This window comes from Lutimaribacter marinistellae, from assembly GCF_042648365.1.
Lineage (GTDB): Bacteria > Pseudomonadota > Alphaproteobacteria > Rhodobacterales > Rhodobacteraceae > Lutimaribacter_A > Lutimaribacter_A marinistellae.
On the sequence record NZ_JBHRXI010000049.1, the window covers coordinates 465,355 to 487,760 of the forward strand.

At 60.7% G+C, this 22,406-nt stretch carries 22 protein-coding genes; 11 read left to right on the forward strand and 11 right to left on the reverse strand.

The window, feature by feature from the left end; all coding sequences use genetic code 11:
• Positions 1-8: 8 nt before the first annotated feature.
• The 4 genes from ACFORG_RS23560 (at position 9) to ACFORG_RS23575 (ending at position 5,178) form a co-directional block, all read left to right on the forward strand.
• Positions 9-1,523, forward strand: coding sequence for a class I adenylate-forming enzyme family protein (locus ACFORG_RS23560; RefSeq protein ID WP_386738052.1), 1,515 nt, complete (start codon positions 9-11; stop codon positions 1,521-1,523).
• Positions 1,520-2,179 (forward strand): DsbA family oxidoreductase, encoded by a 660-nt coding sequence (locus ACFORG_RS23565; RefSeq protein ID WP_386738053.1) that lies wholly within the window; start codon positions 1,520-1,522, stop codon positions 2,177-2,179. Before ACFORG_RS23560 ends, ACFORG_RS23565 begins: the two co-directional genes overlap by 4 nt.
• Positions 2,180-2,254: 75 nt before the next feature.
• Positions 2,255-3,460 carry a multidrug effflux MFS transporter gene (locus ACFORG_RS23570; RefSeq protein WP_386738054.1) on the forward strand — a complete coding sequence of 402 codons (1,206 nt, stop codon included), beginning with the start codon at positions 2,255-2,257 and terminating at the stop codon, positions 3,458-3,460.
• A 53-nt stretch (positions 3,461-3,513) separates the two neighbouring features.
• Complete coding sequence (locus tag ACFORG_RS23575; RefSeq protein WP_386738055.1) at positions 3,514-5,178, forward strand: tetratricopeptide repeat protein; 1,665 nt, start codon at positions 3,514-3,516, stop codon at positions 5,176-5,178.
• Positions 5,179-5,181: 3 nt separating this feature from the next.
• On the opposite strand, the gene ACFORG_RS23580 is transcribed toward ACFORG_RS23575, so the two are convergent.
• On the reverse strand, positions 5,182-5,577 hold the full coding sequence (locus ACFORG_RS23580; RefSeq protein WP_386738056.1) for a cell division protein ZapA: 396 nt from the start codon (positions 5,575-5,577) through the stop codon (positions 5,182-5,184).
• Positions 5,577-6,515 (reverse strand): hypothetical protein, encoded by a 939-nt coding sequence (locus ACFORG_RS23585; protein WP_386738057.1) that lies wholly within the window; start codon positions 6,513-6,515, stop codon positions 5,577-5,579. Before ACFORG_RS23585 ends, ACFORG_RS23580 begins: the two co-directional genes overlap by 1 nt.
• Before the next feature lie 248 nt (positions 6,516-6,763).
• Between ACFORG_RS23585 and tkt the strand changes: the two genes are divergently transcribed.
• Positions 6,764-8,785, forward strand: a complete 2,022-nt coding sequence (gene tkt / locus ACFORG_RS23590) for a transketolase (RefSeq protein ID WP_386738058.1) — start codon at positions 6,764-6,766, stop codon at positions 8,783-8,785.
• A gap of 84 nt (positions 8,786-8,869) precedes the next feature.
• Here the strand turns inward: tkt and ACFORG_RS23595 are convergent, their stop codons facing one another.
• Positions 8,870-9,667 (reverse strand): acyl-CoA thioesterase, encoded by a 798-nt coding sequence (locus ACFORG_RS23595; RefSeq protein WP_386738059.1) that lies wholly within the window; start codon positions 9,665-9,667, stop codon positions 8,870-8,872.
• Positions 9,668-9,744: 77 nt separating this feature from the next.
• A complete protein-coding gene (locus tag ACFORG_RS23600) occupies positions 9,745-10,716 on the reverse strand; it encodes a DUF808 domain-containing protein (RefSeq protein ID WP_386738060.1) in 972 nt (323 codons plus the stop codon).
• Positions 10,717-11,009: 293 nt separating this feature from the next.
• Between ACFORG_RS23600 and gap the strand changes: the two genes are divergently transcribed.
• Positions 11,010-12,011, forward strand: coding sequence for a type I glyceraldehyde-3-phosphate dehydrogenase (gap, locus tag ACFORG_RS23605; protein ID WP_386738061.1), 1,002 nt, complete (start codon positions 11,010-11,012; stop codon positions 12,009-12,011).
• A gap of 73 nt (positions 12,012-12,084) precedes the next feature.
• A complete protein-coding gene (locus tag ACFORG_RS23610) occupies positions 12,085-12,228 on the forward strand; it encodes a hypothetical protein (protein ID WP_386738063.1) in 144 nt (47 codons plus the stop codon).
• Positions 12,229-12,279: 51 nt separating this feature from the next.
• Here ACFORG_RS23610 and coaD read toward each other — a convergent pair whose 3' ends face one another.
• The 4 genes from coaD to ACFORG_RS23630 form a co-directional block, all read right to left on the reverse strand.
• Positions 12,280-12,783: a pantetheine-phosphate adenylyltransferase gene (coaD, locus tag ACFORG_RS23615; protein WP_386738064.1), complete on the reverse strand. Its 504-nt coding sequence runs from the start codon at positions 12,781-12,783 to the stop codon at positions 12,280-12,282.
• 243 nt (positions 12,784-13,026) lie between these two features.
• Complete coding sequence (locus tag ACFORG_RS23620; protein WP_386738065.1) at positions 13,027-14,559, reverse strand: arylsulfatase; 1,533 nt, start codon at positions 14,557-14,559, stop codon at positions 13,027-13,029.
• A gap of 171 nt (positions 14,560-14,730) precedes the next feature.
• Positions 14,731-15,168 carry a CBS domain-containing protein gene (locus ACFORG_RS23625; RefSeq protein ID WP_386738066.1) on the reverse strand — a complete coding sequence of 146 codons (438 nt, stop codon included), beginning with the start codon at positions 15,166-15,168 and terminating at the stop codon, positions 14,731-14,733.
• 59 nt (positions 15,169-15,227) lie between these two features.
• The gene (locus ACFORG_RS23630) at positions 15,228-16,124 is read right to left on the reverse strand and encodes a LysR family transcriptional regulator (protein ID WP_386738067.1); all 897 of its coding nucleotides are present in this window, start codon (positions 16,122-16,124) and stop codon (positions 15,228-15,230) included.
• Between the two features lie 101 nt (positions 16,125-16,225).
• On the opposite strand from ACFORG_RS23630, the gene ACFORG_RS23635 reads away from it, so the two are divergent.
• The 3 genes from ACFORG_RS23635 (at position 16,226) to ACFORG_RS23645 (ending at position 19,952) form a co-directional block, all read left to right on the forward strand.
• Positions 16,226-17,725, forward strand: a complete 1,500-nt coding sequence (locus tag ACFORG_RS23635) for a CoA-acylating methylmalonate-semialdehyde dehydrogenase (protein ID WP_386738068.1) — start codon at positions 16,226-16,228, stop codon at positions 17,723-17,725.
• A 195-nt stretch (positions 17,726-17,920) separates the two neighbouring features.
• Positions 17,921-18,958: an adenylate/guanylate cyclase domain-containing protein gene (locus ACFORG_RS23640; RefSeq protein ID WP_386738069.1), complete on the forward strand. Its 1,038-nt coding sequence runs from the start codon at positions 17,921-17,923 to the stop codon at positions 18,956-18,958.
• A gap of 214 nt (positions 18,959-19,172) precedes the next feature.
• Positions 19,173-19,952, forward strand: coding sequence for a HalD/BesD family halogenase (locus ACFORG_RS23645; RefSeq protein WP_386738070.1), 780 nt, complete (start codon positions 19,173-19,175; stop codon positions 19,950-19,952).
• 56 nt (positions 19,953-20,008) lie between these two features.
• On the opposite strand, the gene ACFORG_RS23650 is transcribed toward ACFORG_RS23645, so the two are convergent.
• The 3 genes from ACFORG_RS23650 to ACFORG_RS23660 all read right to left on the reverse strand — a co-directional run bounded on the left by ACFORG_RS23650 (position 20,009) and on the right by ACFORG_RS23660 (position 20,816).
• Positions 20,009-20,161 (reverse strand): hypothetical protein, encoded by a 153-nt coding sequence (locus ACFORG_RS23650; RefSeq protein WP_386738071.1) that lies wholly within the window; start codon positions 20,159-20,161, stop codon positions 20,009-20,011.
• A gap of 42 nt (positions 20,162-20,203) precedes the next feature.
• On the reverse strand, positions 20,204-20,329 hold the full coding sequence (locus ACFORG_RS23655; protein ID WP_386738072.1) for a hypothetical protein: 126 nt from the start codon (positions 20,327-20,329) through the stop codon (positions 20,204-20,206).
• A 265-nt stretch (positions 20,330-20,594) separates the two neighbouring features.
• Positions 20,595-20,816 (reverse strand): hypothetical protein, encoded by a 222-nt coding sequence (locus ACFORG_RS23660; RefSeq protein WP_386738073.1) that lies wholly within the window; start codon positions 20,814-20,816, stop codon positions 20,595-20,597.
• A 94-nt stretch (positions 20,817-20,910) separates the two neighbouring features.
• Here ACFORG_RS23660 and ACFORG_RS23665 point away from each other — a divergent pair, with 94 nt between their 5' ends.
• Complete coding sequence (locus ACFORG_RS23665) at positions 20,911-21,798, forward strand: LysR family transcriptional regulator (RefSeq protein ID WP_386738074.1); 888 nt, start codon at positions 20,911-20,913, stop codon at positions 21,796-21,798.
• Positions 21,799-22,406: the final 608 nt, after the last annotated feature.

A 22,406-nucleotide genomic window follows, 5' to 3' on the forward strand; every position in this document is an offset into this window, starting at 1 on the left:
CAAACACGATGATATCCGTATTCGATCAGGGGCCGCCAACGCCCTGCCCCGCGCCCTTCAACCTTGCGGCCCATGTGATGCGCCACGCACGCGACCGCGGCGACAAGATCGCGCTGTCAGTTCTGGGTCGCGATGGCGTACAGGACTGGACCTATGCTGCCCTCGAGGAGGCGATCCTCGGCACCGCGACCGGTTTGCTGAAGATTGGACTTGTCCCCGGGCAGATCGTTTTGATGCGGTTGGGCAACTCGGTGGAGTTTCCCATTGCCTATCTCGGCGCAATAGCGGCAGGCCTCGTGCCGGTGCCGACCTCATCCCAGCTGACCGAGCCTGAAACCGCCAGGATCATCGCCGAGCTTTCGCCCGCCGCGGTGCTGCGCGACCCGGCCGTGGCCTGTGCCGACCATCCCCGGCAGATCAGCCTCGAGGAACTTTCGGCCATGCGTACTTTGCCGCCTGCCACCTATGCGATGGGCGATCCCGAGCGAATGGCCTATGTCGTCTATACCTCGGGCACGTCGGGCAAACAGCGCGCCGTCGCGCATGCCCACAGGGCGATCTGGGCACGGCAGATGATGGTCGATGGCTGGTACGGGCTGACCGGCGAGGACCGGCTGTGCCATGCCGGCGCCTTCAACTGGACCTATACGCTGGGCACGGGGCTGATGGATCCCTGGACCATCGGTGCGACCGCGCTTGTCCCGCAACCGGGCACCGATCCGGCCCGGCTTGCCGACCTGCTACGCGAGCATCGCGCCACCATCTTCGCAGCAGCGCCTGGTGTGTATCGCCAGATGCTTGCCCGCGCAGACAGCCTGCATTTGTCTGACCTGCGCCATGGATTGAGCGCAGGCGAGAAACTGTCGCGTTCGCTGCACGAAAACTGGGTGGCGCGCACCGGCACCGAGCTTTACGAGGCCTACGGGATGTCGGAATGCTCCACCTTCATATCCTCCAGCCCGGCCCACCCGGCGCGGGGAGAGGCGTTGGGCCGACCGCAACCGGGGCGCCGCGTCGCGATCATCGGCACGGATGGCCCGGTGCCGCAGGGCGCCGAGGGCACTATCGCGATCCACCGGTCCGACCCCGGCCTGATGCTGACCTACCTCAACGCGCCCGAAGAGGCCGAGGCACGGATGCAGGGCGACTGGTTCCTGACCGGCGACCAGGGTGCGATGGCCGTGGATGGCGAGATCACTTTTCTGGGCCGCGACGACGACATGATGAACGCGGGCGGGTTCCGCGTATCACCCGTCGAGGTCGAAGAGGTGCTGGCCCGCTATCCGGGAATCTCACAAGCAGGCGTGGCCTCGGTCGAGGTCAAGACCGACACTTTCGTGATCGCCGCCTTCTATACCGGGCCGGAAAAACTGGACGAAGACGGCCTGCGTGCCTATGTCGGCGCGAACCTCGCGCGCTACAAGCAACCGCGCGCCTTCATACACCTGCCTGCCCTGCCGACGGGTGGGAACGGAAAACTCCTGCGCCGGGCGCTGCCGGCCTATTTCGAGGCGACCGCATGACCCAGACCGTCAAGCTCGATATCCTGTCTGACCCGATCTGCCCGTGGTGCTACATCGGCAAGACACATCTGGACACGGCGCTTGCTTCGATCCCGGATCACCCGTTTTCGATCGAATGGCATCCGTTCCAGCTCAACCCCGACATGCCTGCGGACGGCATGGACCGTCGGGCCTATCTCGAGGCGAAGTTCGGCGGGCGGGAAGGTGCGGCACGCGCTTATGCACCCATCGTGGAACATGCTGAAAAGGCTGGGCTGTCCATTGCATTCGACCGGATGGAACGCACGCCCAACACGCTTGACGCGCATCGCCTGATCCACTGGGCCGGCATCGAGGGCAAGCAGACCGAGGCTGTCGACGCATTGTTCGAGGCTTACTTTGTCGAGGGGCGCGATATCGGTAATCACGAGGTGCTGGCCGACATCGCCGACGCCATCGGCATGGATGCAGCGGTCGTTCTGAAACTGCTGGCCTCGGATGCCGACCGCGACGCGATAGCTGACCGCGACGCGCATTCGCGAAAGATGGGCGTGACATCGGTTCCGACCTTCATCGTCGCCAACCAGCATGCCGTTCCGGGGGCGCAACAACCCGAATTGTGGGAGAAGGTGATCCGCGAGATCATGTCTCAAATTGAGGGCAACTCGGCAGAATAGCACAGATTTCTGTGCGAATTTGCGACTGGTTCCGCCCGGCCCTGCGTGATAGCGCAATCCGGTAAGGAGCCCTCCATGGAAAACCGAATGTCCCGCCCCGAATTCATCGCCCTCACGGCGATGATGTTCGCAACCATCGCGTTTTCCATCGACGCGATGCTGCCTGCCCTGCCCGAGATCGGCTCGGAACTCAGCCCCGATGACATCAACCGGGCGCAGCTGATCCTGACCTCTTTCGTTCTTGGCATGGGGCTGGGTACGTTCTTCACCGGCCCGCTGTCGGACACGTTCGGGCGCAAGCCTGTTATCTATGGCGGTGCATTCGTTTACATCGCGGCGTCGGTCGTTGCCTGGGCAAGCTCCTCGCTGGAACTGGTGCTGGCCGCACGCGTGGCGCAGGGCCTTGGCGCTGCCGGACCGCGCGTCGTGGCGATGGCGGTTGTGCGCGACCTCTATGCCGGCCGCCAGATGGCGCGGATCGTGTCGATCGCGATGATGATCTTCACCCTTGTTCCAGCAATCGCGCCCTTGATGGGTGCGGGCATCATCGCCTTGACAGACTGGCGCGGGATCTTTGCGGCCTTCATCCTCTTCTCGCTTCTTACCGTGGTCTGGATGGGGCTGCGCCTGCCTGAATCCCTGCCGCCGGAAAACCGGCGTCCGTTCCGCCTGCCGCTGTTGCTGGCGGCCCTGCGCGAGATGTTTGCGCATCCCACCGTGCGCCTTTCGATCCTGGTTCAGACGCTGTGCATGGGGGTTCTGTTTACCATGCTCACGATGGTGCAGCCGATCTATGACGTGATCTATGATCGGGCCGAGAGTTTTCCGGCGTGGTTCGGCCTGATCGCCATCATCTCGGGGTCAGCCAGCCTTCTCAATGCAGCGCTGGTGGTGCGGCTTGGAATGCGGCGCATGGTGACCTGGACCCTCGGCGCACAGATTGCGATCAGCGGCGCAATGCTTAGCCTCACCCTGCTGCCTGGCGGGGTCAGTTTCGGGCTGTTCCTGATGTGGCAGGCAACCGTCTTTTTCATGGCTGGCATGACCCTCGGCAACCTGAACGCGATCGCGATGGAACCGATGGGCCACATCGCGGGCATGGCAGCTTCGGTCATAGGGGCGGTGGCAACCGTTCTTGCCGCAGCCATCGCGGCGCCGGTCGGGCTTCTGTTCGATGGCTCACTGCTGCCGCTGGCCGCCGGTATCTTTGTCATGGTGACGCTCGGCTTTGGCCTGATGCTGCACATGGGTCGGGTAGAACAGCAGCAACTGCCCGCCTGACTGTCACCCTCGCGCGGAATCTGGTAGCATTCCACCGACAGGGAGGGCATCCGATGACCGCGTATTATGACCTCGGGCAGTATAGCTGCCCGGTGACCACCAATTCGTCCGAGGCACAGACATGGTTCGACCGTGGCCTCGTCTGGACCTACGGCTACAACCACGAAGAGGCGGTGCGCTGCTTTCAGCGCGCGGCAGAAAGCGACCCGGACTGCGCGATGGCACAGTGGGGCATCGCTTATGCTGGCGGCCCGAACTACAACATGCCGTGGGAGTTGTTCGACGAGCAGGGCCGCGCGGACGCGCTGGCGCTGGCCTACGACGCCACGCAAGAGGCGCTGCGCCTTGCCGACACGTGCAGCCCAGCCGAACAGGCGCTGATCCGCGCCCTGCCCGCCCGGTACCCGCAGCGCAAGATCGTCGAGGACATGCACGGCTGGAATCACGATTTCGCCGACGCGATGCGCGCGGCTTTTGCCGCGGTTTCGGACCATCTCGATCTTCGCACGATCTACGTCGAAGCATTGCTGAACCTCACCCCCTGGCAAATGTGGAACTTGACCACAGGCCAGCCGGCCGAAGGCGCCGCGACAACCGAGGCGCAGGAGGTTCTGGAACAGGCGATGGCGCAGGATCCGTCAGCGATGGATCATCCCGGCCTGCTACATCTTTACGTCCACCTGATGGAGATGTCTCCGACCCCGGAAAAGGCGCTCAAAGCTGGCGACAGGTTGCGGACCCTCGTGCCCGATGCGGGCCACCTCGTCCACATGCCGACCCATATCGACGTGCTCTGCGGACACTATCATGACGTCGTCCACTGGAACGAGCGGGCGATCGAAGCCGACCTCAAGTATTATGAGCGCGAAGGCGCGTTCAACATCTATACCGGTTATCGTCAGCACGATTACCATTTCGTCATCTATGGCGCATTGTTCATGGGCCAGATGCAACCTGCCTTGCGCGCGAATGCCGGGTTGCATGACACCACGCCGGAAGAGATGCTGCGTGTCGAAAGCCCGCCAATGGCAGACTATTTCGAGGCTTTCATGGCGATGGAGCCGCATATCCTTGTCCGGTTCGGTCAATGGGAGGAGTGCATCGCGCTGGAATTGCCGCAGGATCAAGCCCTGTTCTGCACGGTGACCGCCACGGTTCTGTATGCACGTTCGTTGGGCTACGCGGCCACTGGACGCATCGCGGAAGCCGAAGCCGAAGAGCAGGCCTTTCTTGCCGCCTGCGCCCGCGTTCCCGAAACACGGCTCTTGCACAACAACCGGGTGGTCGACCTGCTGGCCATCGCCAAGGAGATGCTGCGCGGCGAGATCGAGTACCGCAAAGGCAATTTCGACACCGCATTTGCTCATCTGCGCAGGTCGGTCGAATTGGATGACCACCTGCCCTATGACGAGCCGTGGGGCTGGATGCAGCCGGCAAGGCATGCGCTTGGTGCATTGCTTTTCGAACAGGGCCGGATCGACGAGGCCGAAGCGATCTACCGCGAGGATCTGGGCCTCGGCGGAGACCTGCCGCGCGCCTGTGTTCATCCCGACAATGTCTGGAGCCTCAAAGGCTTGCACGACTGCCTTGAGGCACGCGGGGACGCGGCAGAGGCGCCGTTGATCAGGCAGCGGCTTGATCTGGCGCTTGCCCGTGCAGATAGACGCGTGGCCGCGTCCTGCTTCTGCGCGCAATCGGCGATGCGGGCCGCGGAATAGCGCCTAGCCCTGCGCCTTTTCCTCGACCTGTTCGGCCAGCGCCTCGGCGCGGGCCGCCAACTCGGCCAAGGTTTCGGTGACCGACGGCGGCACCACTGCGACCTCTACCCGCTCGGGTTCGGGCGCAGGCGCATTGCGCAGCGCTTCAAGCTCTTCCTCGCGCTCTGACAGCCGCGCCTCGACCTCGCGGATCTTGTCCTCGACAGCGGCGGTCTTGTCGGCAAGCATCAGCCCCGCCATCAACAGCATCCGCCCCTCGGGCATGCGACCGATCTGGTCAGAGAGAACCTGCGCCTCATCATCGAGCATCTTGGCCGCCGATTGCAGGTAGGATTCCTCGCCTTCCTGGCAGGACACCTCGAATGCTCGGCCACCGATATGTATTGTCACCTCGGGCATTATTCGTCTTCTCCCTCAGTCAGGTTTGCCTGCGCCAGAAGCGGCCCCAAACGGCTAAGCACCGCATGCGCCTCGGCCGCGTCGGTCGCGCGCGCGGCACGCAGCGCCTCCAGCTCGGCCAGCATGGCGCTGTTCAGCAGCGCCGGATCGCCAAGCTGGTCCTGAGCCGTCTCGCGCATCTCGGCCAGCGCCTTGGTCATTTGTTCGTTCGACTTCCGAAGCCGTTGCAGATCGCCGTCAAGCCGTCCCATCGCCTCGCCGTGGCTGACACGCTCGGCACGCAGCATATCCAGTTCCGCCGAAAGCTCGGACAACCGTTCACTCTCGGCCAGCTCACCCTTGAGCGCGGCATTTTCCGCGCGCAGGCTTTCGACCTGTTCCGCCTCGGCGGCCAGCGCCGTCAGCCGCTCGATCTCCGAGCGCAGGGGCGCGGGATCTTCCGTCGCTTCGATCTGCGCTTTCAGTGCGTCGATCTCGGCGGTGAGCATCGTGGTCTGGTCATTCTGTTGCAGCGTCTCGATTTCCTCGGACAACCGTGCCCTCGCCGTTTCGGCTTCGAGCAGTTTTTCCGAAAGATCCGCCAATTCAGCTTTCAACGCGTCCAGCTCTGCAGTGTCTTCCAGCTGGGCCTTCAGCGCATCGCGTTCGACTTGCAGTGCCTCGACAGTTTCGCCGTCGGACTGGCCCTTGAGTTCTTCGATCTCTTCGGCATGCCGCGCTTTGAGCGTCTTCAAACGCTCTTCGAGCTGGGCATTGGCCATCTTCTCTTCGTCCAGTGCCTCGGCCAGCGCCGCGGCGCCGGGGCCGTCCTCCCCCTCTTCGGTGGTGGGCTCGGCCACTTCGACCGCAACGGGCCGTTCGGAAAGGCTCGTGACCCCGGCCCCGATACGTTCCATCGCAGCCGTGATACGCCGCTGAAGTTCCTCGATCTCGCTCATCGCCCCTCGCCTTGTCTGAAACAGGTTCTCGTTTCGTCGGGTCTTTTGATGCCCTCATCCGAATCGGAATTGGGACCGGACAGGCTTAGTCTACCCAAACGACGCGGAAAATACCCCCCTGTTGCGTTTCAAGGGCTTGGCGCGCGTGCTTGACGTGGGAAAAGACGTGCCGCCCGGTTCCACTTGCACTTTGGGGCTTGGATGGTATTGACCCGCCAAACCGCCCGAGAACCAAAGGATGAAGCCCCGTGGACCTGACCGCGCTGCGCACTGCAAACCCCGACCATTGGGCCAAGGCCTCGGCCATTCGCGCCCTCACACTCGACGCCATCGCCGCTGCTAATTCCGGCCATTCCGGCATGCCGATGGGCATGGCCGACGTGGCGACCGTGCTCTTTGAAAAGCATCTCAAATTCGATGCAAAGAACCCCAGCTGGCCAGACCGTGACCGGTTCATCCTGTCGGCGGGCCATGGCTCGATGCTGCTTTACTCCCTGCTCTACCTGACCGGCGACGAGCAGATCACCCTCGAGGAAATCAAGAATTTCCGCCAGATGGGCGCGCGCACGGCGGGTCACCCTGAAAACTTCCTCGCAACCGCGATCGAGACCACGACAGGCCCTCTCGGCCAGGGGATTTCCAATGCCGTGGGTTTCGCCATGGCCGAAGAGATCCAGCGCGCCCATTACGGCAAGAAGGTGGTCGACCATTACACCTATGTCATCGCCGGTGACGGATGCCTGATGGAAGGCGTCAGCCAAGAGGCGATAAGCCTCGCCGGTCGGCACGAGCTGTCCAAGCTGATCGTGTTCTGGGACAACAACAACATCACCATCGACGGCACGGTCGACATTGCCGACCGCACAGACCAGCCGCAGCGCTTCCGCGCCTCGGGATGGAACGTGATCGAGATCGACGGTCACGATCCCAAGGCTATCGACGACGCCATCACCGCTGCCAAGAAATCGTCCAAGCCGACGATGATCGCCTGCGAAACGCATATCGCTCTGGGTCACGCGGCGCAGGACACGCCCAAGGGCCACGGTGCGCTGACCGACCCTGAGCAGTTGCAGGCGGCCAAGGATGCCTATGGCTGGTCCTATGGCCCGTTCGAGGTTCCTGTCGACGTGAAAACGGCCTGGGAAGTGATCGGAAGCCGCGGTGCCGCCGCACGTGAAGAGTGGGAGCAGCGCTTTGCCCAGCTTTCGGGGCGCAAGCAGGACGAGTTCACCCGCGCATATGCCGCCGAGGCCCCCAAGAAGCTGGCCAGCACGATCCGCGCGCTGAAAAAGCAGATGTCGGAAAGCGCGCCCAAGCTGGCCACTCGTGCCGCATCTGAAAAAGTGCTGGAGGTCGTCAACCCGATCATGACCGAAACGGTGGGCGGCTCCGCCGACTTGACCGGCTCCAACAACACCAAGACTGGCGATCTCGGTGTATTCCTGCCCGAAAACCGCAAGGGCCGTTACATTCACTATGGCATCCGCGAACACGGCATGGCGGCGGCGATGAACGGCATGGCATTGCATGGCGGCATCCGGCCCTATGGCGGGACCTTCATGTGCTTTACCGATTACGCGCGTCCCGCGATGCGGCTGGCGGCACTGATGCAGGTGCCGACGGTCTTTGTCATGACGCATGACTCCATCGGCCTGGGCGAGGACGGACCGACCCACCAGCCTGTCGAGCATCTGGCCATCAGCCGCGCGACGCCCAACACTTATGTATTCCGTCCCGCCGACGTGATCGAGACAGCAGAGGCCTGGGAAATGGCACTGACGATGAAGGACAGCCCGTCGGTCCTGTCGCTGACGCGTCAGGGGCTGCCGACCGTGCGGACCCAGCACAAGACCAAGAACCTCTCTGCACAGGGTGCCTATGTGCTGGCCGAAGCCTCTGCCAAGCGCGAGGCGATCCTGCTCGCGACGGGGTCCGAGGTCGCCGTAGCGATGGACGCCAAGACCAAGCTCGAGGCTCAGGGCATCGGCGTTCGCGTCGTGTCCATGCCCTGCATGGAACTGTTCGCCGAGCAGGACGAAAGCTATCGCAAGCGCGTCCTGCCCGCAGGACCCGTGCGCGTGGGCATCGAGGCTGCCGTCCGCGACGGCGGCTGGGACCGCTGGCTGCTGGGAGAGCGTGGCCGCGAAGCAAAATCTGCCTTCATCGGGATGGATCGCTTCGGCGCGTCGGCACCGGCCGGCGAACTCTTCGAACGGTTCGGCATCACGGCCGATGCCGTCGTCGAAAAGGTCAAGGCACTGCTGGGCTGACGCCTGCAATCAGAGAAAGATGAAGGGCGTCCGGACCGGGGCGCCCTTTCTCGTTTCCGGGCATCCGCCGCCAAGCGATCCAGGTCAGACGAATACCACAACCGATTGCATGCCTTCGACCACCAGCTCACCGTCGGTGTTCCACATCCGCATGACCTGGCTGCTATAACCGTCTTGTGCGGCGGTCAGGTCGGTCTCTACCATCCACCAGCCGTCACGCGTTGCCGGCTGGGCCGCAAGGATGTTGCAGATCCAGGTCATGGACGAGTTCGGACCGATCCTGGTGAACATCGGGAACACGGCCGGAGGCAACAGGTCGGCGATCGCCAGAAGCCCCTCGATCCGGTCCCACATGGCGGGTGACTTGTGACGCGCCCAAACCCGGTTGTATCCCCGCTCCGCACCCGAAAATGGAAGGGCGCCTTCGATCAGCCTTGTTTCGAAATTGTTGAAAAACGCCACCGGTGCGCGCCGGGCCTCTCCGAAAAAAGGCGCCGTATCCTCGGGCGGCGTCGACGGCACCGCCGGGCAGCCCTGGCTCACATGGCTCTCCTGCGCGGCGCCGAAGGAGAACGTGCCCTGCGCTGCGACCTTCCCGTCAATCTCGGCACGGGTATTCACCGTGGTGACATTGCGCCCCGCGCGCAGAACTTCGGACCGGACGATTGGTGGCTCGCTGACAGGTCCCGTGAAATTGACGAGGGCCGAGCGCAGGGGCGGCAACCCGTCACGCCCGTCAAGCGCAGCATGCAGAAGCAGTGCCGCCGTAAACCCGCCATAAGCCGTGCGCCCCTGCGTCCAACCCGCGGGTACGGGGTAGCGCAAGCCGTCCCCTTCACGGTCGGCAGCGTTCAATACGTCATCAAGGCTCTGGTCGGTCATGCTGGTCCTCGTTTCATGGTTCGAGCGGGACCGTAGCGATCGTCGCGCCCGGAACCAGCCTGACCGGACGTCACGCCTCAATGCGCGGCGTCGGCCCCGCCGAACCGCGCCACGATCGGACCGATCACCTTGGTGGCCACAGGGATCAGAAGGAAACCGAGCGCCAGCCCGAACACGCCGTCCATCGCGGCCTTGGCGATCCATTCAACCACAGCGGTCCATTGTGCAGGAACCGCGTGTCCGACCGCATAGGCCCAGTCATGGATGTGATGGCCCAACCAGCCGAACCCAAGCTCTTCAAGCCCGTGAATGATGATCGAACCGCCGACCCATAGCATGGCAGCGGTGCCAACGATGGTCAGTAGTTTCATGAAGCCCGGCATCGCACGTACCAGCCAGCGACCCAGCGTGCGGGTTACGCCAAGTCGACCGTTCTGTGCAGCGAAAAGCCCGACATCATCCGCTTTCACGATAAGCGCGACCGAACCATAGACCGCAACGGTGATCATCACACCCACCAGCGCAAGGGTGGCCGCCTCCATCCAGAAATTGCTGGGCGGGATGGCGGCAAGCGCGATGGTCATGATCTCGGCCGAGAGGATGAAATCCGTCTTGATGGCGCCTGCGGCCTTCTTCTCCTCGAGATGGGCCGGATCGCCAGGCGCATCCTCGGGAAAGACCACGTGGTCGTCATGCGGAACAAGCGCGTGATACACTTTTTCAGCGCCCTCGAAACACAGGTAGGCCCCGCCCAGCATCAGCAGCGGCGCTATGGCCCAAGGCGCGAAATTGGCCAGCAGCAGGCCCACTGGCAGAAGATACAGCAGCTTGTTCTTGAGAGAGCCCTTGGCGATGCGCCAGATGATCGGCAATTCGCGCGACGCTTCGAAACCATGTACGTATTTCGGTGTCACGGCTGCGTCGTCAATAACTGCACCCGCGGCCTTGGATCCGGCCTTCAGCGCCTGCGCCGCGACGTCATCGACAGATGCCGCCGCAACCTTGGCGATTCCCGCCACGTCGTCCAGCAGGGCCAACAAACCGCTCATCGCAACTTCCTTTCGTTCCGTTCTTTCCCACCGATCAGGGCCGCGCCGCTGCGTGGCACGTTAACTGCGACCGTCGACAACGCAAGTGCATCTCGCAACCAACTGCGCTGCCAGCGAAAAGGTCCACCTGGCGAAGAAGTGCAGGACGGGGCGGCGTCGGCACGTTAGCGCAACCGGTACCGGCACCATAAAGCTTTTGCGCTAACATGTTCAATTTCTATGCTTTTCCGCTTCCTGACCACCGGGCATCCGTCTATATGGTCGCCGAATTAACTGTCTGCGGAGTCCCTGTCATGTCCATCAAGGTTGGCATCAACGGTTTTGGCCGGATCGGTCGTTGTACCCTGTCCCATATCGCCGCTTCCGGGCGCGACGATATCGAGGTGATCAAGGTCAATGCGACGGGCCCGCTGGAGACCGCCGCTCACCTTCTGAAATATGACAGTGTCCATGGCCGTTTCCCCGGAGAGGTCACTCTGGGCGATGGCACGATGAACCTCGGCCGTGGCGACATACAGATGTATTCGACATATGACATGTCAGAGCTCGACTGGGACGGCTGCGATGTCGTTCTGGAATGCACCGGCAAGTTCAACGACGGGCTGAAGGCCAACGCGCATCTTGACCGTGGAGCAAAAAAGGTTCTGTTGTCGGCGCCGGGCAAGAATGTCGACAAGACCATCGTCTTTGGCGTCAACGACGACCAGTTGACCGCCAAAGATCGCATGATCTCGAATGGGTCCTGCACCACCAACTGCCTTGCCCCCATGGCCAAGGTTCTGGATGAGACCATCGGCATCGAACACGGACTTATGACAACGATCCATGCCTATACCGGTGACCAACCGACGCTGGACCGCCGCCATTCCGATCTCTATCGCGCGCGCGCGGCGGCCATGTCGATCATTCCCACTTCGACCGGAGCAGCCAAGGCGCTGGGAGAGGTCCTGCCCCGTCTCAAGGGCCGCCTCGACGGCTCGGCCATGCGTGTCCCCACGCCGAATGTCTCGGCGGTCGACCTCACTTTCCGCGCCGCACGCGATGTGACCGCGGAAGAGGTGAATGCCGTGATGAAGGAAGCGGCCGAAGGCGCGATGAAGGGCGTTCTGGGCTATGAACCCGCGCCGCTGGTCTCGACCGATTTCAACCATACCGAAGAAAGCTGCATCTTTGCGCCTGACCAGACCCGCGTGGTCGAGGGCCGGATGGTGCGCGTCCTGGGCTGGTACGACAATGAATGGGGTTTTTCGGTCCGCATGGCAGATGTGGCCGTCGCCATGGGCAAGCTGGGCTGAACTTTCGCCCAACCCCTTGAGATACAACGCCCGCTCGGCTTATCTGGGCGGGCGTAATCGTTCGGGGACCGCAATGACCAACAAGATCGCGCTCTGGCTGGGCGCTCTTATCCTCGGCGCGATTCTCGTCGATGTACTCCTCTACGGGACAGAGCACCTCATCTTCCTCGCAAAGAAGCTCGATGCACTGGTGGAGTATCTCGCCTTCTGGCGTTGACCCTCATCCCGGCGGGCGTCTGGGACAGGCCCAGCCGCCCTCGCAGCGCCCTTAGCGTTCCGGTGCGCCAAGCCGTTCGATCAACGCGGCGTTTACTGGCGGGGTGACGAATTTCGACACATCGCCATGCAACCGCGCGATTTCCTTGACCAGTTTCGACGCAATGGCTTGATGGCGCGCTTCGGCCATCAGGAACACCGTTTCGATCGAGTCGTCGAGCGCGCGGTTCATGCCCACCATCTGGAACTCGTACTCGAAATCCGCGACGGCCCGCAGCCCTCGTACGATGATCTGGGCGCCGACGTCATGGGCACAGTTGATCAGCAGGTTCTCAAACGGATGGGCAACAATCTCGGTGCCGGTCTGTTCGGAAAGCGCGGCGCATTCCTGCTCGATCATCGAGACCCGTTCTTCCAGCGAAAACAACGGTCCCTTGTCCCGATTGATCGCGACCCCGATCACCAGCTTGTCGACCAACGCCGATGCGCGCCGGATGATATCGATATGCCCCAGCGTGATGGGGTCGAAGGTCCCGGGATACAAACCCACCCGCATGGCGGCCTCCTGCGCAACAATCGTTCCGCGCTAGCAAACACATCCGTGAGGATTGCGCAAGTGCTGCGACGCTCGCGGACCTGTTGAAACGAAACGAGAAGGCAAACCTGGCTTTGGACGGCCAATAGGTTGAAGCAGACCAGATGTGAGGCAGTGATACGCGACCGTCAGGATCACAGGGCAGCAAAAAGAGACGACCGCCAGCAGCGGTCGCCCCGGTAACTTGCTCAGAGGGTGGTCACGTCATCCGCCCTGGTTCCGCTGCAGGCTTTCCAGCACCTGGTCGATCGAGAAGCTCGCGGGTTTCTGCCGCGGCGGGTACTCCTCGAATGTCGAGAGGAATTGCGCCACGAAGGCTTGTGCCGGCACCAGCAGGAAGGTCCGGTCAAGCCGCCATCTCGAATACCCGATCGACTCGTGCTCGGCCCGCTCGAACGGGTCGGAGTAGAGATCGATGATCTTTGGCAGCCGCAGGAATGTCAGCGGCTCCTGCCAGACATCGAACCCGTGTGCCCGTTGCTCGGCGAAAACGACCTTCCAGCGATTGTAACGCAGGTTCATCAGGTCGCCGCCATCTGAGAAATACAGGAACTCCCGACGTGGTCCTTCGTCGGTCTCGCCGCGGAAATACGGCATGAAGTCGTAACCGTCGAGATGAACCGGTTCGTTCGCTTCTCCGAACGGCGCCTCGGTCAGCATCCGCTCCTTCATATCGCTATCGCCAAGCGCCGACATCAGTGTCGGAAACCAGTCCAGATGGCTGATGATCTGGTTCGACCTGCGCCCGGGCTCGATGACGCCGGGCCATTTGACGACCAGTGGGACACGGAAACCACCTTCCCAATTGTCGTTCTTTTCACCGCGGAACGGTGTCGTGCCGCCATCGGGCCACGAGAAAACCTCGGCGCCATTGTCGGTCGAATACATGACCACCGTGTTCTCGGCGATGCCCAGCTCTTCAAGCTTGTCCAGCATCTGCCCGACCATGCCGTCATGTTCGACCATCCCGTCAGGATAGACGCCCAGGCCAGTTACGCCCTGGCTTTCGGCCTTGAGGCGGGTATGGATGTGCATCCGCGTCGTATTGTACCACAGAAAAAAAGGTTTCTCCTGCTCCACTGCCCGATCCATGAAGTCGAGCGCACCGGCGGTTACTTCTTCGTCGATTGTCTCCATCCGCTTTTTCGTCAGCGGGCCGGTATCCTCGATCTGCCCATCCGCCGAGGACCGGATGACACCGCGCGGGCCGAAATTCTCCCGGAACTCAGGGTCTTGCGGATAGTCGACGTTCTCCGGCTCTTCTTCGGCGTTCAAGTGGTAAAGATTGCCAAAGAACTCGTCGAATCCATGGTTGGTCGGCAGATGCTCATCCCTGTCGCCGAGATGGTTCTTGCCATATTGCGCTGTCATGTAGCCTTTCGACTTCATGTACTCGGCGATGGTCGGATCCTTTTCCGACATGCCTTCCGGCGCGCCTGGCAGACCCACTTTCAGAAGCCCGGTCCTGAAGCCTGATTGCCCGGTGATGAAGGATGCGCGCCCTGCCGTGCAGGATTGCTCTCCATACGCATGCGTGAACAGCATGCCCTCGCTGGCGATCCGGTCGATATTGGGAGTCTCGTAACCCATCATGCCCTGGTTGTAGGCGCTGATATTCCAATAGCCGACATCGTCACCCCAGATGATCAGGACATTCGGCGGGCTGTCTTGTGCCATTGTCGACGAAGCAAAGATCGACATCGCAGAAGCGAAAGCGATTGATTTGAAAGCTCTCATTTCTCCTCCCAGTTTCTCTATCTCACGAAAAAAAGCTGCAAGTTCAGGAGCCGGCAATCGCCCGGGATCCTGACCATATCAGCTTGGCACAGGTGGAGGATTCTTCGTAATGAATTCTCGCCGCAGTACGTCGGGCAAGACAGCTTGGCAGACTCTGTGGAAAGGCTTTGATCAGAAGCCCTTGATCATCCCTTCCAGCGCGTCCTTCTCCATTGCCAGTTCGGTCAGCTGCGCCTTTACAACGTCGCCCAGCGTGACGATGCCGATCAACTGCCCGTCCTCGACCACGGGCATGTGGCGAAACCGGCCCTCGGTCATGCGGGTCATCACTTCCTCGACGCTCATCTGGCGGGTGCAGGTGACAAGGTCACGGGTCATGTACTCGCTGACCTGCTTGCTCAGACAGCTTCCGCCGGTCTTGGCCAGTTCCCGCACAATGTCGCGTTCAGACAGGATACCGGCCGCACTGTGACCTGCATCATCCGAGATGACCACCGTTCCGATCCGGTTCTCGGCCATCAGGCTTGCGGCCTCGGCAACGGTGGACAACGAACTTGCCGTGACCACGCCCTCGGTCGCCTTCGATTTGAGAATGGCCTGGACCAGCATCTGCGCACCTCCGAAAGAATATCCTGTATTACAAAGCGTTGCCGCAATGTCCCCTTGTGTCAAGCCGGAGCCGAGAGCCGCGCGACCTCCTCGCGGATGCCCTGGCTCAGCAGATCGGCCAGCCGGTTCAGTCGTTCGCTTCGCTGGTCCCCCTGATGTCGCACCAGAAAGAAACTGCGGGTCAGGCTGATCTGGTCGGCCAACACCTTTTCCAAACGGCGGTCAAAGGCCATGATGAAGTCATGCACGATACCCAAGGCGCTCGACTGCGACACAAGATGGCGCTGCACGGCGACCGAGTTCGAAGCGAGTTGTACCCGTTCGATTCCCAAATCGGCAAGGTAGTCCAATTCGCGATCAAAGATCATGTCGGGAATGTAACCGATCAGCCTATGGTCACGCAGGTCGGCAACCGAAGTGATCTCGGGGTTCTTCCGCAGGTAGCGCCGCGTCGCCATCAAAGACAGGCCGTAATCGCAGATTTTCTGCACCAGAAGCTGCCCAGCGGTCGGCGGGCTGACGGTGATGGCGATATCCGCCTCGCGTCGCGACAGGTTGATGACCCGCGGCAAGGCAAGGATCTGGATGTCGAGGTCGGGGTTCTCTGACGCGATACGGGAGGCCACCTGTGGCAGGATGAAATTCGCGCAGCCGTCAGGTGCACCAATCCGGATAGTGCCTGACAGCGTCTCGGCGGGACCGGTCATCGCCTCGGTCGCGGCGCGCATCGCCTCCTCGGCCTGCTCTCCGTGCGCCAACAGGCGCTCACCTGCGGCGGTCAGGGTATAGCCCTGCGGCGACTTGACGAACAGCGGTGCCTCCAGTGCCGCCTCCAGCCGCGAGATGCGCCGCCCCACCGTGGCAGGGTCCAGTTTCAGCAGCCGCCCTGCCCCCGAAAGGCTCTCTTCGCGCGCGACCGACAGGAATACGCGCATGTCGTCCCAGTTCGGATCCATCCCAATACCCTTTTTCTTGCAAAACCCCTTTGGAACATTGCCTCTGTTCAGGGGATTTTTGCAAGCCTATCCTCCGCGCGATCAATTCAGGAGGAGTTCGGATGCAAGAACTTACGCATTACATCGACGGCGCACATGCCAAGGGCAGCTCGGGCCGGTTCTCGGATGTCTTCAACCCCGCCACCGGCGAGGTTCAGGCACGCTGCCCGCTCGCCTCTGCCGAAGAGCTGAACAAGGCCGTCGAAATCGCCGCCGCTGCGCAGCCCGCTTGGGGCGCCACCAACCCCCAACGCCGCGCGCGTGTGCTGATGAAATTCGTCGATTTGCTTAACCGCGACATGGACAAGCTGGCCGAAGCGCTGAGCCGCGAGCACGGCAAGACCGTTCCCGATGCAAAGGGCGACGTGCAGCGCGGGCTGGAAGTGGTCGAATACTGCATCGGCGCACCGCAGATGCTGAAAGGTGAATTCACCGACAGCGCTGGCCCCGGCATCGACATGTATTCCATGCGCCAGCCGCTGGGTGTCACCGCGGGCATCACGCCCTTCAACTTCCCCGCCATGATCCCGATGTGGATGTTCGCGCCCGCGATTGCCTGCGGCAACGCCTTCATCCTCAAGCCGTCCGAGCGCGACCCTTCGGTCCCGCTGATGCTGGCCGAACTGCTCGAAGAGGCCGGACTGCCCAAGGGTATCCTTCAGGTCGTCAACGGCGACAAGGAGGCCGTGGACGCCATCCTTGACCATCCGGTGATCCAGTCGATCGGTTTCGTGGGCTCCACCCCGATCGCCGAATATATCTATGGTCGCGGCTGCTCGAACGGAAAGCGCGTGCAGTGCTTTGGCGGCGCAAAGAACCACATGATCGTCATGCCCGACGCCGATATGGACCAGGCCGCCGACGCGCTGGTCGGTGCAGGCTACGGTGCGGCGGGCGAACGCTGCATGGCGATCTCGGTCGCCGTTCCGGTCGGTGACGAGACCGCCGATCGCCTGATCGAAAAGCTGGTGCCGCGCATCGAAAAGCTCAAGGTCGGCCCCTACACGGCTGGCGATGACGTGGATTACGGCCCGGTCGTGACGGCAGCGGCCAAGGAAAACATCCTGCGCCTTGTCGAATCCGGCGTGGAACAGGGCGCCAAGCTGGTCGTCGATGGCCGCGACTTCAACCTTCAGGGCTACGAGGACGGCTTCTTTGTCGGTCCGCATCTCTTTGACAACGTGACGCCCGAGATGGACATCTACAAGAAAGAGATCTTCGGCCCCGTCCTGTCGACAGTACGCGCCAAGACCTATGAGGAAGCTCTGGGTTACGCGATGGACCATGAGTACGGAAACGGCACCGCGATCTTTACTCGCGACGGCGATACCGCGCGCGATTTCGCGAACCGTATCAATATCGGTATGATCGGCATCAACGTCCCGATCCCGGTGCCGCTCGCCTATCATACCTTTGGCGGGTGGAAGAAATCGGCCTTTGGCGACCTCAACCAGCACGGGCCGGACGCGTTCAAATTCTACACGCGGACCAAGACCATCACGTCGCGCTGGCCCTCGGGCCTCAAAGAAGGCGGAGAGTTCCACTTCAAGGCGATGGATTGATACAGTGCAAGGGCCGCGAAAGCGGCCCTTTTCACACCATACGGCAGCCTGTTCTGGCAACCGCAGGCTCGCGGGATTGCGAAGCCGAAAAGCTCCATCGGCCGCACCTCCAGAAATGAACGACAATGTCGCGGTTTGCATGCCCGCATGAACGTTAATGTGAACAAAACACCCGGACATGGAGGCGGCGCGAACATGGCCGCGACTACGACCTTCCTTGCGAAAGTCACGCTGATTTCATCTCTGGTCGGAGCCGCAATTCCGGTTCTACAATCAAACGGATCGCTCGACACGATCAGCATCGTGGTAAGCGGACTAAGCGGCGCGCTGATCGGTCTTGGCTGTACTGTCGTCGAAATCACATTCTTCTCGAACCGATCTTACCGCTGGCTTCGACAAGTTCCGATGATCGCGGTCGTGGCCCTCAGGGCGATGATTTACGGGCTCATCATTTTCACTAGCCTCTCGACGCCAGTTATCTTGCTCCTAGGCACGCAAGCATGGACTGACCCGGATTTTCTTTTCAATTTCTGGCTGTCAGCAGGGATTGCCACCATCATCTCAACATCCGTCGAGCTGATACAGTTGCTCGGCCGAGAAGCGACCGCTTCGATATTCACAGGAGCCTACAGGCGGCCGCGTCTTGAAAACCGTATCGTCATGTTCGCAGACCTCATCGGTTCAACCGCACTCGCCGAAAGACTGGGAGACATTCGGTTTCATGAACTTCTGGGGGATGTCGCATATGACCTGTCCGCGCCGATCGACAAGAATGGCGGCGAAGTGCACCGCTATGTCGGGGACGCGGTGATCATCACTTGGCCGATGACCGATCAACGCAATTTCTCTCGCAGCGTGGACTGTGCCAAAGGCATGGTTCAGACACTGGCAGAGCATAGCAAAGACTACCTGGCGCGCTACGATCAGGCGATGCGCATGCGGATCGCCATTCATTGTGGTCCCGTGGCCGCGGGAGAAGTCGGTGCGTGGAAAAAGGAAATAGCGCTGTTGGGTGACACCATGAATACCGTTGCCCGCATCGAGAATGCAGCACGAGAGTTCGACATTGCGATCGTCATTTCTGAAGGAGTCCGGAATGGCTTGCCGTCGGGCTTGCAACACGGCCTTCGGCGCATGACAGATTACAGCGCACGCGGGAAACAAAGCAACATCAAGCTTTGGTCCGTCAAGATGCAGGATCCGACTGAAAAGGTGTTTGAATCCCAGGCTTGAGGTCTTGGTCGGCTTCAAAGCGGATTTCGGTAGCGCTCAAACCCGTTCCGCGCTTTTGTGGTTTACTTGGATGACTTGATAACGATGCTCCGCGCAGCTCAGGAAGATACCCGACGTACCTGGACGATGCACAGCAAGACAAAAACAGCTTTTCGCAAATCTTAGGAAGCGGTTTAATCGACCCGTCCGAAGCATAGTTGCACAGGCTGGGATCATGGAAATCGCAGACATCATCGACATCGAGCGTTACCCCGTCGGGAATGCGGATTTCGGAGAAGAGGCGAAATTGTCGCTGGATGACGCCGGAGTTCTGGTGCTTGAGGGTTTCATCCGACCACATGCGCTTGCCATGATGCAAAGCGAGGCCGCGGCGGGGCAAGGACGCGCCTATTTCTGCACGCAGAGCCATTCGGTTTACCTCACGCCGCCGAATCCAGACTTTGGCGACTCCCATCCGGCCAATCAAAAGGTGGAATCGTCCAAGGGATGCATTTGCGACGACATGGTATCAATCGCTTCCCCTCTGCGCATCCTGTACAACCACCCGGCCTTTCGCGACTTCATCAAGCAGGCCACGGGCGAGACCGAGTTGCACCCCTACGCGGACCCGCTTTCGTCGATCAACATCCATTATGCGAACCGCGGGCAGGAACTCGGCTGGCACTTCGACAACTCTTCCTTCGCCATCACGTTATTGATACAGAAACCCGACCAAGGCAGTCATTTCGAGTATGTCAAGGATCTGCGGGACGCGGACGCTGGCGACATGAATTACGACGGCGTCGCCGCCGTTCTGGATGGCACTTTGCGCCCAAAGATGCTCGACATCACGCCGGGAACACTTGTGCTTTTTCGCGGCCGCGATTCCCTTCACCGCGTCTCTCCGAACGAGAGTGACAAGACACGGATGCTCGCCGTGCTGGCTTACAATTCGCAGCCAGGTGTTGAACTGTCTGAAAGTGCCCGAATGACGTTCTATGGCCGGCTGGCCTGACGCCGTCGCGCAGTTTTGGCGCCCAAGGGGCGCTTCGGCGGATCAGGTCCGTCAACTCAGACTTTCGTCGCCGATGTTTCGAACTCGGTAATGGCCCATGTGAAGTTGGGGGTGATGGCCTCGCGGAATTCCAGCACGTTCGTCTCGCCCACCAGCACGTCCATCGGGTCGAAGGGTAAGATCGGAGACCGCACGCCTAAGCCGGGCATTTCCTTTCTCTAGCTCGTTCAGGCGCTTGAAATGATCTCGGTTCATCCCGCCGTACTGTCGTATGTCTGCTGCATCATGCCGATCTGGTGTGCCGCCTCCGCAATGCTCAGGCTCTGGACCTGCAGCACTTCGACTTGCCGCAGCTTCATGACGATATCTTCAGGCATCTCTCGCTTCCCAGCCATCCCTTAAACCTCCAATCAACGGGGCAAAACTACCACAGTTGGTGGACCAATTCAGTGGGGGCATTCCGGCTGCGGTCACTAGAGAGGACGTTCATTGTGAGAAACCCATCGTCAGGAATGCATACAGTCTGGTCCTTCGTCTCCGAGAGGTCAGCCGGCGCTGATTGCGTGGTGCCGAGCTTGGACCGTTCCGGAAGACGTCCGCTTTGGTCAGTTTTGCCCGAGCCGATCTGAAGTCATTGCCCGATCAGAACTTGCCGGGATAGAGGTTCAGCATGTTCTGCACATCGAGTTCGCTAGAATACGCATCCGGATTGCTCCAGATGATATCATTGATGAAGTCGCGTTCAGCGCGATGATCATCGAAAGACGACTTTGATTTCAACCTGTGTGCGCGGTCTCGTACAAGTCCACCCAGCAGGTTGCCAAACGATGCCCAGATACTGGGTACAATGGTATGGGAAGTCATTGCGTGGCCCTTTCATTGTTTGCCCGTTGAACCAAGCGTAGCCTCAACATCCGTTCATCTGGTATCCATCGTGATTTTGTGCTGTTCTACAAAAATGCAGAGCGAGTTCCGAAACTGGTCGGATATTCGTGTGTTCCTCGCTGTGGTCAGAGAGGGCTCCACGCTTGCGGCCTCCCGGAAACTTCAAGTTGCCCAACCTACGGTTGCCCGGCGTATCGACATTTTGGAAAACGAAATCGGGTTGACGCTTTTTGAACGCGATACACGCGGTTTCAAACCAACCCGAGAAGCCCTCAGGCTCCTGCCGATTGCCGAAAGCATCGAGACGTCGATCCTTGAATTCGCATACTGCGCAAAGGACATCACGGCGTGTAAGCCCATCCGCATCACGGCGTATTTGGCCAACTTTTCTACAAGTATGGTCGGGATCGTGAACGAGTTCTCCGCCAGGAACCCGGACGTCGCGTTTGAGTTCATTCCTAGCGTTCGTGCCTTGGATCTGACCGCCGGAGAAGCAGACATTGCGTTGCGTCTGGCAAGAACAGACCCGGACCCAAACCTCATCTGCCGGAAGATCAGCACGGCACGCTGGTCGTTGTTCGGCAGTCCAAGCTATGCCGACAAGTATGGTTTGCCGAGTTCACCAGATGATCTGTTTGGGCACCGATTTGTGACCTTTCAGCGAGACGATGTGCCGAACGTGTTCCACAAATGGCTCCTCAGTCACGTTGCAGAAGAACAGATCGTCATGTCATTCACCGAACTGGAGCTTATGAACGCCGCAATCCGATCCGGGCACGGTCTCGGGATCAACAACGTGAAGCTGGTTGAGACGGACGATACGTTCATTCGATGTTTCGATGAAATCAGCGAACTCTCGGCACCACATTTAATGCTAATCTCTCCGGAAGCGTATCGTCGGCCTGAGGTCAAAGAGTTCACGAAGTTCTTCGCACCGCGCTATGCCGCGCTTTACAGGTAGCGAGCAAGACGCACCTCAGCTGAGACCTTGGCTCGCATCTTGTGACAGATCCTAACTGGCGAATTGCGAAGTCACTCAGGGCGTTTAGCAGGCGACTGCAAGGACCATCGTGTTGCTTCGTGTAAGGTCAGGATTCGCAAACAGATCTGTAAGTCAGCATTGCATGAAAGAAAGACTGCTGCAGACCGAGGCCTGCACTGGGGCTGGCTAGAACTCGGTCGGCCAGACCGCTGCCAGAAACCACTGGGCAGGAGCGGCCTACTCCTCGGCCCGCTCAAGAAAAGACGAGGCCGAAACCTCGTCAATCTTGATTACCAATGACACTCTTTACGGCAGACAGACTTAGCTTCGTTGACCTCGATGGCGAATTTTGGGCGCTGCCGTGGTGAACTTGCCGGATAGTGCTTCTTTCCGTTCCTGCGAAGTGTTCACCCGATCAAACCCTGCGATCTTACCCCCCCTCACGCGAACAAATCGTAATCATAGGCCCCCACGACGCCGCTCGTGTTGAAGGCGAAATAGTCGATGGTTTCGGGGAGGTGATCGGTTTCGGCGTCCTGGCTTGTGTCTTCTTCCACGGACACGTCGAAGCTGCCCGCTGTGCTGCC

Bases quoted from the DNA above. Each gene is read 5' to 3' on its own strand.
- ACFORG_RS23560 (WP_386738052.1), top strand. From the start codon at position 9: ATGATATCCGTATTCGATCAGGGGCCGCCAACGCCCTGCCCCGCGCCC.
- ACFORG_RS23565 (WP_386738053.1), top strand. From the start codon at position 1,520: ATGACCCAGACCGTCAAGCTCGATATCCTGTCTGACCCGATCTGCCCG.
- ACFORG_RS23570 (WP_386738054.1), top strand. From the start codon at position 2,255: ATGGAAAACCGAATGTCCCGCCCCGAATTCATCGCCCTCACGGCGATG.
- ACFORG_RS23575 (WP_386738055.1), top strand. From the start codon at position 3,514: ATGACCGCGTATTATGACCTCGGGCAGTATAGCTGCCCGGTGACCACC.
- ACFORG_RS23580 (WP_386738056.1), bottom strand. From the start codon at position 5,577: ATGCCCGAGGTGACAATACATATCGGTGGCCGAGCATTCGAGGTGTCC.
- ACFORG_RS23585 (WP_386738057.1), bottom strand. From the start codon at position 6,515: ATGAGCGAGATCGAGGAACTTCAGCGGCGTATCACGGCTGCGATGGAA.
- ACFORG_RS23595 (WP_386738059.1), bottom strand. From the start codon at position 9,667: ATGACCGACCAGAGCCTTGATGACGTATTGAACGCTGCCGACCGTGAA.
- ACFORG_RS23600 (WP_386738060.1), bottom strand. From the start codon at position 10,716: ATGAGCGGTTTGTTGGCCCTGCTGGACGACGTGGCGGGAATCGCCAAG.
- gap (WP_386738061.1), top strand. From the start codon at position 11,010: ATGTCCATCAAGGTTGGCATCAACGGTTTTGGCCGGATCGGTCGTTGT.
- ACFORG_RS23610 (WP_386738063.1), top strand. From the start codon at position 12,085: ATGACCAACAAGATCGCGCTCTGGCTGGGCGCTCTTATCCTCGGCGCG.
- coaD (WP_386738064.1), bottom strand. From the start codon at position 12,783: ATGCGGGTGGGTTTGTATCCCGGGACCTTCGACCCCATCACGCTGGGG.
- ACFORG_RS23620 (WP_386738065.1), bottom strand. From the start codon at position 14,559: ATGAGAGCTTTCAAATCAATCGCTTTCGCTTCTGCGATGTCGATCTTT.
- ACFORG_RS23625 (WP_386738066.1), bottom strand. From the start codon at position 15,168: ATGCTGGTCCAGGCCATTCTCAAATCGAAGGCGACCGAGGGCGTGGTC.
- ACFORG_RS23630 (WP_386738067.1), bottom strand. From the start codon at position 16,124: ATGGATCCGAACTGGGACGACATGCGCGTATTCCTGTCGGTCGCGCGC.
- ACFORG_RS23635 (WP_386738068.1), top strand. From the start codon at position 16,226: ATGCAAGAACTTACGCATTACATCGACGGCGCACATGCCAAGGGCAGC.
- ACFORG_RS23640 (WP_386738069.1), top strand. From the start codon at position 17,921: ATGGCCGCGACTACGACCTTCCTTGCGAAAGTCACGCTGATTTCATCT.
- ACFORG_RS23645 (WP_386738070.1), top strand. From the start codon at position 19,173: ATGGAAATCGCAGACATCATCGACATCGAGCGTTACCCCGTCGGGAAT.
- ACFORG_RS23650 (WP_386738071.1), bottom strand. From the start codon at position 20,161: ATGCCCGGCTTAGGCGTGCGGTCTCCGATCTTACCCTTCGACCCGATG.
- ACFORG_RS23655 (WP_386738072.1), bottom strand. From the start codon at position 20,329: ATGCCTGAAGATATCGTCATGAAGCTGCGGCAAGTCGAAGTGCTGCAG.
- ACFORG_RS23660 (WP_386738073.1), bottom strand. From the start codon at position 20,816: ATGACTTCCCATACCATTGTACCCAGTATCTGGGCATCGTTTGGCAAC.
- ACFORG_RS23665 (WP_386738074.1), top strand. From the start codon at position 20,911: ATGCAGAGCGAGTTCCGAAACTGGTCGGATATTCGTGTGTTCCTCGCT.